Below are 14,979 nucleotides of genomic sequence, written 5' to 3' on the forward strand. Positions count from 1 at the left end.
TGATTATCTTTGAGGTGATAAAAAGGAAATTCAATAAATGTTAAAGGAAGAACGCCAACAGACCATTCTAAATGAGGTAGAGTTGCACAACCGTATATTGCTAACGGACATTGCAGAGACTTTGGATGTTTCCATAGATACGGTCCGCAGGGACGTTAAGGAATTGGACGGGGAGAATAAATTAAGAAAGGTTCACGGTGGGGCGATTTCCCTTGGCTTTACGACCAACAGTGCCAGAAATACGAATGTATATGCCCTGGATGAAAAAACGGCCATAGCCAAAAAAGCGATTGATATCTTAAAAGACGGTGCCGTTATTTTTATAGATGGTGGCACGACCTGTTTGGAGTTGGCCAGATTGATTCCGGATCATTTACACCTTACCTGTTTTACCATCAGCCTTCCCGTAGCCATGGAGTTATCGGGCAAACCAAATGTTACGGTTATTTCGGTAGGAGGGCGGATAACCAAAGAGGCACAGATCGCCATAGGTGCCAATGCCATTCACGCATTATCGGAAATCAAGGTAGACTACAGTTTTATAGGCACGGGGTATGTTGATGCCCAGTATGGATTAACGGAGTTTGATTGGGACATCGTACAAATGAAAAAAGCGGTCATAAAGGCATCCAAAAAGACCGTTTTATTGTCCATCTCCGAAAAATTAAATTCCCAGCACCGTTACAAAACGTGCGACATCAATACGATCAATACCATGGTCACCGAACTGGATCCGGAAGATGGTTTATTGAAAGCCTTTAAAAACCTTGATATTAAACTTTTATAGCCCATGGATTACGTAAAGATTACCGAGACCCCTTCTTACCATAACGATCTGGAACTTATGGATACCCGCACTATTTTGATCAATATGAACAAGGAAGATCAAAAAGTTGCGGAGGCGGTAGAACAGGTAATTCCACAAATAACGAAACTTGTAGATGCGTTAAGTGAACGATTTCAATCCGGTGGCCGGCTATTTTATATTGGAGCGGGTACGAGCGGTAGATTGGGAATTTTAGATGCTTCCGAAATTCCACCAACTTATGGTATGCCCCATGAACGGGTAGTGGGACTTATTGCCGGAGGGGATATGGCCATACGGAAATCGGTAGAAAAAGCGGAAGACGATACCGAACAGGCCTGGCTGGATTTGGAAATGCATGATATAGATAGGAACGATGTTGTGGTCGGGATTGCGGCATCGGGCACTACGCCCTATGTTATCGGTGGTTTGCGCAGCGCAGGGAAAAAAGGTATCCTGACCGCCTGTATTACCAATAATCCCCGTTCCCCTATAACCCAGGTCTCGGACATTCCCATTGAAGTGAACGTGGGGCCGGAATTTGTTACCGGGAGCACACGGATGAAAAGCGGGACTTCCCAAAAACTGGTACTAAACATGATTTCCACAGCACTGATGATACGTATAGGAAGAGTCAAAGGCAACAAAATGGTAAACATGCAACTCAGTAACGATAAACTTGTTGACCGTGGTACCCGTTATATTGTTGAAGGTTTGGGAATATCCTATGAAGAGGCGGAAGAATTACTGAAAAAACACGGTTCCGTAAAAGAGGTCTTGGATGCTGCCGGTAAGGATATTTAATCGTGTTATCCTTTGGGGATCAATTTATAAATACCTTTTCCTTCAATAGCTACGTAAATCAACCCATCTGGACCCTGCTTAACAGCACGTACACGTCCTTTTCCCGGCAATAATTTTTCCCGATGTGTGACTTTTGTACCGTTAAGTTGTAATCGTTCCAAATATTGAAACGCTAGGGATCCTACCAATAAACTACCTTTCCAGTCGGCGTATTTATCGGATGTAACAAATGCCATACCGCATGGTGCTATGGAAGGTACCCAGTAGTGTATAGGTTGTTCCATACCGCCCATTTCGGTTTTATCCGTTATAGAGGTGCCACTATAGTTAATACCGTAGGTAACCAAGGGCCACCCATAATTTGCACCCTTCTTTATAATATTTATTTCATCCCCGCCCCTGGGACCATGTTCGTTATTCCAGATTTCCCCGGTTTCGGGATGTTTGGCGAGACCTTGGGGGTTTCTATGCCCATAACTATAGATTGCGGTTTTGGCCCCTCCTTTACTTATGAACGGATTGTCTTGGGGAATGCGGCCATCGTCATAAAATCTATAAATTTTACCACCGTCGCGTGAAACATCCTGTGGATTGACATCCCTTGCACCACGTTCTCCTATGGAAAGGTATAAATAACCGTCATTATCAAATACGATCCTGGAACCAAAATGCTGTGACTTTGTAGTGTTGGGAGAGGCCTTGTATAGTAATTCCCCATCAACTAAAGCGTTGTTTTTTAGCCTGGCCCTCATCAGTGCGGTATGTCCGCCTTTTTTAGTTCCTTCCGGTGAGGCGTAGGAAAGATAGATCCATCCGTTTTTGGTATAATCAGGGTGTAGTTCAATGTCCAAAAGGCCACCTTGTCCCCTGTAGTAAACTTCTGGAACGTTTGAAATTTTAGTTTTTTTACCCTTCGAAAAGTGAATTAATTCACCTGATTTTTCGGTAATGAGCATACTTCCATCGGGAAGGAACGCGAAGCCCCATGGAATCTGTAGGTCATCGACGAACAACTCTGCTGTAAAAGGAACGACTTCAGGTGTAATTACTTTATTTTCAGACTTTTGTCCGCATGAAAAATTGAGTATTACAACGAAAAAACAAAGAGAAAGGATACTTTTTTCCATCTAGGAACGTTAGAAATATATTATGGTAATATTATAAATCAAAGATAAACAGAAATTATAAGTTTAAACAATTACGCTAGAGGATATTAAAGACCCCAAATCTCTACTATTCTTGCAAAAACACTACTTAACCTATGCTCCCAAAAAAACTGCGGTATACGCTGTATACCCTGTTACTGATAACTTTATCGGTGGTCGGTTCTACAGCAATAGCGAATTCCAAGGTTCGCGTTCTGTTTGACGAAGTTGCCCTCGTCATGGAAAAGGTGGTGGAAAATACCATTTCTAAAAACACCCCAACATCCAAAGATCCAAAAGGTTTTTCAAGGTTTACAAAATCCAAAGAATCAAAGATTAAGGTTTTAGCGGCCCCTATGTTCATGACCATTATTCAAGGGGCAGATGAAGAGGTGGGGTGTAGCGTTCAGGGATTTACGGTGGCCCGTTTTAACTTGTGTGGGGATTCTGATGACAGGGCCATAAGCCTTTCGGGCGGCCCCTACGGCTCTGTCTCCTGGCAGATTTTAGGCGGTTCCTGTAGCCCCGATATCAATGAGGACTGCCCAAATACAGGTTCTTGTTACAGTCAGGTGGCCACGGGCCAGACTTTTTCATTGGATGCCAGTAGTATTCCCGCTACTACGGGTGCGGAATATAGGGTAGTGGCAGACGGGCAAATTTATTATTTCAAGGTCAAGAAAAGCACCATTACACAGACCTATGTAAAACAGGATAATGTCTGTGGAGTTCCGGGACGTATCCAAATTACCAACCTTTCGAGTGCCTATGAATTTAGTCTGGATGATGGCAGTGGTTTTGGACCATGGCAGGGCCCTATATTTTCAAGTTTGGGTCCCGGTACTTATAACGTAAAGGCCAGACTCAGAAATACGCCCAATACCTGTGAGTATCCCTATGAACCCATAGTCATTGATCAATTGGATATTGATATCGAGGCCACTTTTATAGATGCACAATGTAGCGGGGATACGGGTAGTATTACCGTTACGGCCAATAATGTGCCGGGTCCGTTTAAATATACCCTGTTGAATTCCAGTGGAGTAGCACAGGAATTTACCGCATTTATACCGGATAATCCCTATACATTTTCCGCAGTAGGTTTTGGTACATATACGGTTCAGGTAGAGACACAACAATGTACGGGAGATCCCCTGAACGGTATAGATCCCCCAAGGCAAAATCTGGACACATCGGGCAACCCTATTGTGATCGGGGCCGGATTGAACGCATTGGATGCTTCCACGGAGGTGAACAGCAGTTTTGGATGTGCTACAATTTCAAGTGTGGATATTACCTTGAACGCCAATGGTGGCTCCGCTCCATATACCTATACGGTGAATGGGGGAGGGGCACAGCCCGCATTTGGGGATTCCGCTACCAATACGGGAACTACGACACATACCGTAACTTCTTCCGGAACCTATGATTTTGTTATTACCGATAGTAACGGTTGTACCATAACGGCTTCTTCCAATGTGGAGGAATTATTACCTCCGGACATTACCGTTACAGGCGTGGACGGTACATGTAGTAATGGTGGGGCCCAAATAGAATTTACCGTAATCGATGCAAGGGGATATAATCTTTCCTACCGGGTGAATTCCGGAGATCCTTGGGTGAACACCCCTCAAATATCCGTTACGGCCGCACCTGCGGGAACGTTATACGATGAGATCGAAGTGCGCTACCAACAAGGAGGTTTTGAATGTACCGTAGATTTACCGGACGTTACGGTAAGTAACGTTGGAAGCATAACGGGTTCCGCCGGTAAGGTTTCGGATGTAACCTGTGATGGTAGTGGTGGAACAAATGGCGGACAAATAGATTTTACGGGGCCTTTTTCGGGAGGTTTGGGAAGTGGCTATGTTTTCAGTATAGATGGAGTAAATTTTAGTACGGTTACGAGTTATCCAAACCTACCTGCAGGTACGTACACCCCTATTATTAGGGATGGTGGTGGCTGCCGCTTATCATTGGCCCCCATTGATATAATCGATGTTGATCCACCGACCGATCTGGACTTTGCCCAGAGCAATGTGAATTGTGCTGCTGGCACCTCGGATGTGCAATTGACCCCGACCAGCAATGCCGCTATCGTAAACTATTCCGTAATCAGTCCGGTGGTCATAGACAACGGAGGTAGCGATACTTTTATTGGGTTGAGTACCTCTCAATCCTATATATTTCAGATTACCGACGCCAATAACTGTACCTATACCGAAGGATTTAGTCCGGCGATAATCAGTTCTATTCGGGCAAGGGTAAAATCGGGAGGTGATCTGCGGGTATGTAATGGTGCTACGGACGGTACGGGAACCTTTATTATAGACGGTTTTGCCAATAATTATACCTATGAGATCAATGGTGGATTGTTTACGGGCGGTCCACAAAACAATACTGAGGTGGATTTACCACTCTCAGGGGACGGCACCTATACCATTATCGTAACCGATGTCGATACAGGTTGTACGGACACTGCCTCTTTTGATATTCAGGAAGCTCCGGTCTTGGATTTGAGCGGAAGTACGGTAACCCCCATGAGTTGCGACAACAATAATATTGGCCGGGTAGTGGCCAACGCCAGTGGCGGTTGGGGCGGATACCGATACACCTTGGAATTCCCTTCCGGTTTGACCATAGGGCCTAAATCGGGTCGCTTTTTTGGAAACCTTACGGAAACCAGTGATCCGCTAAACCCAACAGATGTATACACACTTACCGTTGAAGATTCCGAAGGCTGTACGGATACTTTCACATTTGATTTGGAAGAAAGAATACCCCCGACCATTTCAATTGCCAGTGCCGACCTTTGCTATACCCCAACAAATAATGGATCTGTTACCGTTTCCTCATCAGGAGGTGGACCAGGCCATGAATATCGAATAAATAACGGTGCTTTTCAAGCGAGTCCTACGTTTAACAACTTGGTTCCGGGAACCTATATTATTGAAGTTGAGGACGATAATAATTGTAACGATCAGATTTCTATTACCGTACCTCCCCAATTAAACGTTACATTGGATATTATTGATGAAATACCCTGTGCCGGGAACGGTACTATGGAGGTTGATATTTCCGGGGGTAGTATCGGTAATTTGGTAGCTACCTCCTATACCATTTTTAAGGACGGTGTTGCCGTGCCTGGGTTTACCGGAATACCGGTTCCTTCCGATCCCTTCAATTACACGATACCATTTGGGGAACATGGGGATTATACGGTATCCGTAACGGATAACAACGGATGTACCGATGTTTCCGAACCTATTACCTTTGATGAGCCTACCAATATTGTAGCCGTGCATACAGTTACAGGTCCCGGTTGTGGAGATGCCAATAGTGGGTTTATAGAAATAATACCGGATGCTACCGGAGGTATTCCACCATTTGAAATTAAGTTTGGCCCCGATGGAAGTTTAACCTATAGCGTAGGTGACGATGGAGCTTTTACTTATTCGTCCCAGACCGTTTATTCTGGATTATCGGCCGGAACGTACGAGTATTTGGTCAAAGATAGCCGAGGGTGTTTAATACCCGGAATCGTGGATGTAGTGGTGAGTCCGGATCCCAATGCCGCCCCGAATGCTACCGTAGCTCCTTTGGATGCGACATGTAGTGCGGGCGTAGTATCCGGGGGAATACGAATTACAAGCATAGCGGACGGTATTCCGGAATATATCTATATCATAGAGGATTTATTCGGAAATGAAATTACAAGAACCGTTACGACCGGAGCTACAACATATCCTTTGGATATTTTTGATGCAAATATAATTCCCGGAGATTACCAAATAATTACATTGGATTCCAGAGGTTGTAGCGATCTGGATACCGTTACCGTTGGTAGTGCAACAGTGGATATAGTGCCGGATAATACAACATTGCCCCCTACTTGTTCTCCGGGAGGATTTACCTATTGTGTGGATATTGTGGGCGGAACAGGGCCTTTTGACATCCGTTTAGTAGATGGTTCCACACCACCATATACCTATATTTCCCTGGGAGGAACACCTCCAACACCAGTAAGGAACCATTGTTTTAGCAACATTCAGTTTGGGCAGACATTTACCGTTGAAGTAGTTGATACCGCAACGGGTTGTAGCTATGAGGAAGTAATAGAAGTACCACAGGGCCCCTCTGTTTTAGATGTTTCCTTGGCTATAGACAACGCTACTTGTATTCCGGGAAATTTAGTAAATCTGGACTATACCGTTACAGGTTCTACGGGTTTATTGGACATCGTGATTAGAAATACGGATACGGGAGCGGTATTTACAACGGAAACAACAACGAACACCACGGGATCTTATCAGGTACCCGAGGGAGCTTACAGTATTTTGGTCTATGACAATGGAACGACCTGTTCGGACGGTGCTCGGGCAAATGCGGTTTTGGATGCCCCAAGGGTGGATATTATAGAAAATATAAATGCCAATTGTAATGCCGATGGGCAACTAACGGTCCGCGGAAGTGGAGGCACACCTTTTGTAGTGGGCAGCCCTTACCAATATGCCTATGTACCTGCCGGAACACCGGTAGACGAGGATGGCACATTGACCCCTGGAGATACTTCCGATGATTTTACGGACGCTTCTACGATTACCTTACCGGGGTCGCCTGCACCCGGAACCGATTATGATATATGGGTAAGGGATTCCAGAAATTGTGCCTATCGGATTTCAGCAGCGGTAATAACAGAAGACCCGCCATTGCCGCCACCAACGTATGATGTAAGTAACCAGTGTGATGTAACCGCGGCAACGTTTACCATTGAGGTTCATATACCGGCCAATATCAATACCCCTAATTTTACACTGGGAGGGGTAAGTCAGTTTGGTGTTTTTGATGCGGTCGATAATCGTTGGGAAACAACATTTACCGTTAACAATATAGGTGTTTACCGTGTGGACGTAATCGATGCCAACGGTTGTACGGGCTTTTCGGAACCCGAGGTGTTTCAAGTGTTATCCGCTTCGGGAGGATTTACCACTGAGCCTAATTGTACAGATGCGGACGGTACCATTACCGTTACGGCCAATGGAGGTAGTGGCGATTTTGATTTTGAACTTCAGGATAACATAGGAACTGCGATTGCCAACAATGCTACAGGAATTTTCAATGGAATAGCTGCCGGGGTATATCAGGTATTGGTGACCGATAATCAGGTAACCGATGGCACCAATAACTGTACATTTTTAATAGATAATATTATAAGCACCGTTCCGACCGTTCCCCTTATCGTGGATGATGGAAAGAGTGATATAAGTTGTAATGGAACCAATGATGGCAGCATTAATCTTACATTATCGCCCGGTACGGATGTGGATGGTATCTTGGCCTATAACCTATATACCGGTACATTGCCTTTGCCACCGTCTCCGACGCCGATAGTCACGAATACATCAGGGTCGTTTAATAACCTGGCGCAAGGGCCATATATTGCACAAGTGGTCACCAATAAAGGTTGTACGGATGAGGTGGACGTTACCATTGTTGAACCTGCGGCATTTTCTATTTCAGCTTCCGCTCCGGATTTTACCTGTGAACCGGGTGCCAACAGATTTAGTTCTACCATGATTACCGTAAATGTGATCGATCCCGGAACATTGGGTTCGGGATACCAATATAGTATTACCGGTTTTTCCAATTACCAAAGTGGAAACACCTTCGAAATAATAGATAACGGATCACCACAGGATATTACGGTATATGCCATAGATGGAAACGGTTGCCAGGCAACTTTTGATCTACCCACCATAAACCCGCCTACAGATGTGGTGCCTGCTATTATTAATGTTACACCGTTGAACTGTAGGGATGATGAAATAGTCCGTATTCAAGTTACGGGTACGAATAATTTTACGGTAAATACGGTTTCGGCCACTGCCGTAGCCCCGGTAACCAATACCCCGGGGAATGATTATGCAGATGTTCCTTTGCCGGCTTCCGGGGATTACCTTTTTGAGATTACGGATAATATTGGCGGTTGTACCTACCCATTACCTACGCATACCGTAGCGGAGCCTATAGTACCTGTGGTTACAATAACAGAAGCCAAACCGGTAAGCTGTTTTAGTACGGATGACGGGGAACTTTTTATTGAAGTAACCGATTATACGGGAGTTTACGACTATAACGTTTATGAGGTCTCGGACTTGACAAAATCCACTTCTTTGGCCAATGGAAGTTTTGATACCAATAATTTCCCCGATATTAACGGAGACCAAGCAAGAATTACAGGACTACCGGGCGGAAATTTAATTGTAGAGGTGGTTTCACAGGATACACCCTTTTGTTCCAATGATAGTAATGCGACGAACATTAGAACACCTAACGGGCCTTTATTGGTGAACGCCCTTCCTGTTGGGAATGTAGGTTGTACTAATAATACGGGTGAAATTGAGGCTACCGGACAAGGTGGTTGGGATTCCTTCCCTTATGAATATCGACTTTTGTTCAGTACCGATAACGGAACCAGTTATACTACTGAAATTGAACCGTTCTCCAACAACAGTGAATTCACGGGACTTGCATTCGGTTTTTACCAAGTGGAAATAAGAGATGTGGAAGGTTGTACCGATACGTTTGATATAGAACTGGAAGAAGTACCACAGATCGATGCGGGTATTCGTGAACCCCAGGGGCTGGATTGCCCCAATGGGAACAATGCGGTGCTGGAAGCCTATGATCCTACTACAGGTGATGCCGTTACGGCTACGCCCGGTGCTACAGGTGGTTTTGCAGGTGCCGGATACAATTATAGGTTATTGTATCTAAATAGTAACGATAACACCGATGTGGTTTCGGCCAGTGGACTTCAAAATTCGCCCACGTTTATAGGGGCCAGCGGAGGTTTTATAAGCGCCGGATGGTATGCTATAGAGGTTTCCTCAAGTTTTGATTGCCTCTTTGTGACCACACCTTATTACGTAGATCCGCCACCTCCGGTAGAACCGCTACTGGTACAGACCAGGGTTCCGGGCTGTGGAGGAATCGGTGAAATGCGCCTTTCCATTGAGAACCCCGATCCGTTGTTTACTTACGAGTATGCACCGGTAGAAAATGGCGTGGTGGTAGGACCGTACCAAACAATGACCGGTACCTCGGAATTAATTCCGGGGGTTCAGGGAATTACCTATCAGTTTGACGTGCGAAAGGTGAACGCCTTAAGTACCTGTTTGGCCGTAAGGTCCAATGGTATTACCATGACCAATGCCACGGGTATTACCTTGTTGCCGAATTTACCGGATGATATTTCCTGTGCATCGGAACTGGATGGTAGGATAGAATCCTTTGTCAACGGTGGTGTTGGAGATGATTTGTTTTACCTGTATAACGGTGATCCGGGAGATGCCTTTAACCCGGCCGCTACGGCGACCTTGTTCAGGGGCCCACAGCCAAATGGTACATTTGAGGGCTTGCCCGCGGGAACGGATTACTATATTGCAGTGACCAGTGGTGCTACTTGTATGGACATAGCAGGCCCGTTTGAAATCATTAGACCTGCACCCATTGTCTTTGATGCCGTTCCGACCCCTGTAACCTGCAACGGCGAAGAAGACGGAACGATTACGGTGGAGGTGCAATCCGGTGGAATAGGTCTGATACAGTTCGCTATAGCACCGAATTTTACGGAATTCTTTAGCGATCCGTCCACGCCGGGTGTTTATACTTTTGATGAACTGGCCGCAGGCACCTATGAAATCCTGATTCAGGATGAAAATGGGTGTTTTGAAAAAGACTTTATAACGGTTACAGAACCTGAAGTTTTACAGGTTGTAAACATTCAGACCACCCCGGAACTATGTATCGGTGCCAATGACGGTACCGTAAGGTTTGATATTATGGGAGGTACACCGTTTAACGATCCGTTGGTGAGTCCATCACCTTATTTCGAATATAAAATAGAAATGATAGATCCCGTAGATGAAACGGGTACGGCAACATTCGCCCCATATACCGGCCAGGTTGTTCAGGACCTGCAAGGTGGTGCCTCGTATGCCATTCATATACAGGATGTCAATCTTTGTTCCAATACGGAAGTATTTACTATTGGTATCGGTGTGGACCTAACGGCGGAACCTATAGTGGAATATGGGTGTGAGGGTATTTTCCCCAATAGCACGGCTACCGTTCAAGTGCAGGATACCAGTTTATTGCCCAATTTGATGTTCGCCTTGGATCCGATAGATCCAACCGACGCCATTACGGCCCTGGCCGATGTAACATATACTTGGGGAGATTTAACGCCCGGTGACCACAGGGTCTATGTGTACCATGAAAATGGATGTACCAATTTTGTGGATTTTACCATAGATGCCTATGACCCATTGACATTGTCCGCCATTAAAACGGGACCAAATGAATTGACCGCTGCGGCCGAAGGCGGTTATGGAGGGTATGAGTATTTCTTTAACGGGGAGTCTTATGGTACGGAAACCATTTTTACCACTAATGAAAGCGGAACGGTAAATGTTAGGGTCGTAGACCAGAGAGGTTGTGTTGCGGAACTGAACGTATCTTTTGAATTTACCGGAATGTTGGAGCTTCCTAATTTCTTTACCCCGGACGGCGATAATCTAAATGATGTCTGGTCTCCCAATAATAGAGAGTTCTTTCCCAATATTGAAGTGAAGATCTATGACCGTTACGGTAGGGTAGTGGCTGTTTTGGACGAAATAAGTGGTTGGGACGGAACCTATGAAGGAAAAGAAGTACCTACCGGGGATTATTGGTATGTGGTCAACGCCAATGACAAGAGCAAACAACGTTATGTAGGCCATTTTACGTTGTATAGATAGAACACCGAATAGCATATATTGAAAGGAGCCGATTTCCGGCTCCTTTTTTATTATCTGGTTTAAAGGTTAAAACCCTGCTCCTGATTACTATTGGTATTTATTGCAGTTACTTTGGTTTCCATAAATTTTGAAGGGTATCCAGTCATTTCGATGGAACGAGGAACGAGCGACGAGAAATCCTGATCATAACAGGATTCCTTTTCGTATCTCGTTCGGAATGATGGATTGTGCTTAAAAGGAATTTCATTCTTTGTTAAAAACTATGGATTTCTAATCCATAGTGGTTTATTCAATTTATATGACCTAAATTCATGCTTATTTTTCTAACGGATTCGAGTAGATGGGGCATAAGGGTAAAAATCGGAAGGGGTTGATCGGAAAAGCTTTAATAGGAATGGTGCTACTGATTTTTCAAGGTTGTGCCTCCCAACCACCGATTAATCTGATAGACAGTGAAATAAAGACCATTGTCCGGGAAGATTTAAAATACTATCTCTATTTCCCCAAAGATTACGAAACCAGTAAGAATTCGACCTTTGGGCTTTTATTGTTTCTTCACGGGGGCGGGGATTCCGGTACTGCATTGGACTCGCTTAAAAGTAGTGGCCCTCCCAAACTTATTGCCGAGGGTAAGGATTTTCCATTTTTAATTTTGGCCCCACAAAATCCTTTTCCCAAAAAATGGTGGAATACCCGTGCTGTAAAACAATTGCTGGACTCCGTTGTATCCACGAATAGGATAGCTACTGATCGAATTTACCTGACCGGATTGAGCAGGGGAGGTGGGGCCGCCTGGGAAATGGCCGTACAATACCCCGATACCTTTGCGGCCTTGGCGGTCGTATGTGGTATGGCACCTTTACCCTATGCTTCCTGGATAAATAAAAGCATGCCTATTTGGGTCTTTCACGGCGAAAAAGATGAATCCATTCCTTTTTCAGAATCGGAGACCATGGTGAAAAAATTAAAGCGAATGGGATATCAAGTAAGGTTTACCAGCTATCCTGATACCGGACACAATTCATGGGGCAAAGCCTATGCGACCGATGAACTTTATGAATGGCTAAATTCACAAAGATTAAAACATTCCGTAAAGTAACGTTGGCAATTGATCGAAGTATTTAATCGATAGTTAATCCACCTTAATCGTGTTAAGAACTATTAATTCCTTTTTTAGGTTTGTGGTAAAAAACAGATACCGCGTACCGCCATCGGTCAGCTTGGTTTTCTTTCTGATCGCTGCTACGGAATAAGGAAAATTTCTAGTGGTGATATTGGCTTTTTTTACCCCGATGGATTTCATTGTTTTTTTGTTATAAGGACCAAGGGTGCCGATTTTGAACCTTCTTCCTGGAAAACTAATTAACTCGTTGGAAGTATATAGATGTGAATGTTGATGCAGTTTTTTGAGTCCGAACCGTTCCCCGATCAAACGGTATGCTCCCGCTTTTAATATACTTGAATTGGGTTCGTAAAGGTAGGTTAAAGGTTCGGAACAATGCACCTGTGCGTTTTTTTCCTCTTCCATCTTAAAATCAAAAGTTTCTGTGGCCTCCTTTTTTATATTGATTGTTTTTAAAGCTACCGTATCCTTATAATTTCTTTGCAGTATCCATAAAACTTCCTTGACCTCATTGTTAAGGGCAACAATATGGATTTCACGTGTATGCTTAAGTTGTTTCAGGCCGGTCGAGATATCCAATAAAGGTCCCGTTTTGATTAGGATATTCGGGCTTTTTGATAAAAACAGCTCTAAGTGTTCTATAACATTAGGTTCGCAATCTTCTAAAAAATATACTTTTTCATTGTTTTTTGCCCTTCTTGATGGGTCTATATATAACCAATCAAAGTGCTGATCGGCCATGGATAAGAACTTGATTCCGTCTTCTGCAAATGTTTCAATTGTATTTGCATCGAGTATTGAAAAATTGTGTTTTGCAATAGCCGATAACGATTCGTTCTTTTCGAGATGAAAAACACGTTTGACTTTTTTGCTAAATGCATAGCTATCTACGCCAAAACCTCCCGTAAGATCGGCAAGCGTTTCTCCATTAACAAGTTTGGATTTATATTCCGCAGTCGTTTCGGACGATGTCTGGGAAATATTCAATTTATTGGGGTAATAAATACCTTCCCGCGAAAACCAAGTGGGGAGTTTTTTTTTACTCCTGGCTTTGGATTCTATCTGTTCTACCAGTTCCTTCTGTAAAATGTGGGGGAAAATGGTTTTTTTGAACAGTAGTTTTAAAGGGTCCATCTGTAGGTTATCGGAAATATAGCCCTGAACCTCTTTTTTTAGAATATACGTATTCACGATACCGGTCAAAGGTTTTCGGTCAGGGATTTCACAATTTTATTTTCTGCAAGAAATTCCTTTAGAATTACCTTGATAGCGGTATATCCGGGAACGGCCACGATCATGCCCACAACACCGAACAAAAGGCCAGCGATGATGATGACCAAAAATATTTCCAATGGATGGGACTTTACACTATTGGAAAAAATAAAGGGTTGCGAGAAAAAATTGTCCACTAATTGCCCAATGGCCAGACCGATCAATACATAACCTGCCTTTGGCAGAATAATTGAACTAAAATCCGAACCGAGGTTACTGGTCATGGTGAGCGTTATCATAAGCACGCCCCCTATAATGGGGCCAACATATGGAATAATATTGAATAACGCACAGAGAAAGGCGATAACTATGGCATTTTCTATACCTATGATCAAAAGTACGATCGTGTAGATAACGAATAGGATAAAAATCTGCAGCAATAGCCCCACGAAATAACGCGATAGCAACGTATTGATTTTTTCAATGGAGTTCATTGTTCCCTTTTCCTTTGTTCGCGGAACAAAGGTCAATAACCCATTTTGAAAAAGTTTACTGTCCTTTAAAAAGAAGAAAGAAATGAACAATACGGAAAAGAGACCGATACTTGCTGAGCTCAAAACGTCCAAAAATGAATTTAAAAAATCCGGAATAAAGCCAAGGTCCAGGCCCTGTAGGATATTTTTTTCTATTTCCGAACCTTCAATGACGTTTTCGACGACCTGGTCTGATAGCCCCAGATAATCCATTATCTGGGCGTATAAGGTGTTGACGTTGTCCTGCAGTTCATTAATATTCAATAGGGATAAATTCTTTCCTTGCTCCGAGATCAGGGGAATGAACAGAGCGATTATCCCTGCGAGCAAACCTACCATTAAGACCATGGTCAATATTACGGCCAGTATATTCGGTAGTTTTAATTTCCTTCTTAGGAATAAAACGATGGGCCTGCCAATTAATGCGATAACCGCTGCAAAGGTCAGGTAGGCCAGTACGGAGCGAATCAAGTATAAAAAATATAACAATAGTACAATGCCGATAACAATACCGATCGCCCTTAAAATACCTTTGGATATAATTTTGGATGTCATA

The 14,979-nt window shown here is 43.8% G+C and carries 7 protein-coding genes; 4 read left to right on the top strand and 3 right to left on the bottom strand.

The genetic code is table 11. The annotated features are described in order from the left end of the window. The first annotated feature begins 37 nt into the window (after positions 1-37). Positions 38-787 carry a DeoR/GlpR family DNA-binding transcription regulator gene (locus tag ACKWB9_RS13715; RefSeq protein WP_414003592.1) on the top strand — a complete coding sequence of 250 codons (750 nt, stop codon included), beginning with the start codon at positions 38-40 and terminating at the stop codon, positions 785-787. A gap of 3 nt (positions 788-790) precedes the next feature. Continuing rightward, positions 791-1,609: an N-acetylmuramic acid 6-phosphate etherase gene (gene murQ, locus ACKWB9_RS13720; protein ID WP_414003593.1), complete on the top strand. Its 819-nt coding sequence runs from the start codon at positions 791-793 to the stop codon at positions 1,607-1,609. A gap of 5 nt (positions 1,610-1,614) precedes the next feature. Here murQ and ACKWB9_RS13725 read toward each other — a convergent pair whose 3' ends face one another. Continuing rightward, positions 1,615-2,736, bottom strand: coding sequence for a PQQ-dependent sugar dehydrogenase (locus ACKWB9_RS13725; protein ID WP_414003594.1), 1,122 nt, complete (start codon positions 2,734-2,736; stop codon positions 1,615-1,617). A 134-nt stretch (positions 2,737-2,870) separates the two neighbouring features. Here ACKWB9_RS13725 and ACKWB9_RS13730 point away from each other — a divergent pair, with 134 nt between their 5' ends. Beyond that, on the top strand, positions 2,871-11,555 hold the full coding sequence (locus ACKWB9_RS13730; protein ID WP_414003595.1) for a T9SS type B sorting domain-containing protein: 8,685 nt from the start codon (positions 2,871-2,873) through the stop codon (positions 11,553-11,555). 370 nt (positions 11,556-11,925) lie between these two features. Next, positions 11,926-12,654, top strand: coding sequence for a carboxylesterase family protein (locus tag ACKWB9_RS13735; protein ID WP_414003596.1), 729 nt, complete (start codon positions 11,926-11,928; stop codon positions 12,652-12,654). A 33-nt stretch (positions 12,655-12,687) separates the two neighbouring features. Here ACKWB9_RS13735 and ACKWB9_RS13740 read toward each other — a convergent pair whose 3' ends face one another. Then, positions 12,688-13,869 carry a THUMP-like domain-containing protein gene (locus tag ACKWB9_RS13740; RefSeq protein WP_414003597.1) on the bottom strand — a complete coding sequence of 394 codons (1,182 nt, stop codon included), beginning with the start codon at positions 13,867-13,869 and terminating at the stop codon, positions 12,688-12,690. Between the two features lie 8 nt (positions 13,870-13,877). Beyond that, positions 13,878-14,978 carry an AI-2E family transporter gene (locus ACKWB9_RS13745; RefSeq protein WP_414003598.1) on the bottom strand — a complete coding sequence of 367 codons (1,101 nt, stop codon included), beginning with the start codon at positions 14,976-14,978 and terminating at the stop codon, positions 13,878-13,880. Position 14,979 lies beyond the last annotated feature (1 nt).

It is taken from the genome of Maribacter spongiae (assembly GCF_047345125.1).
In the GTDB taxonomy this organism is placed as follows: domain Bacteria; phylum Bacteroidota; class Bacteroidia; order Flavobacteriales; family Flavobacteriaceae; genus Maribacter.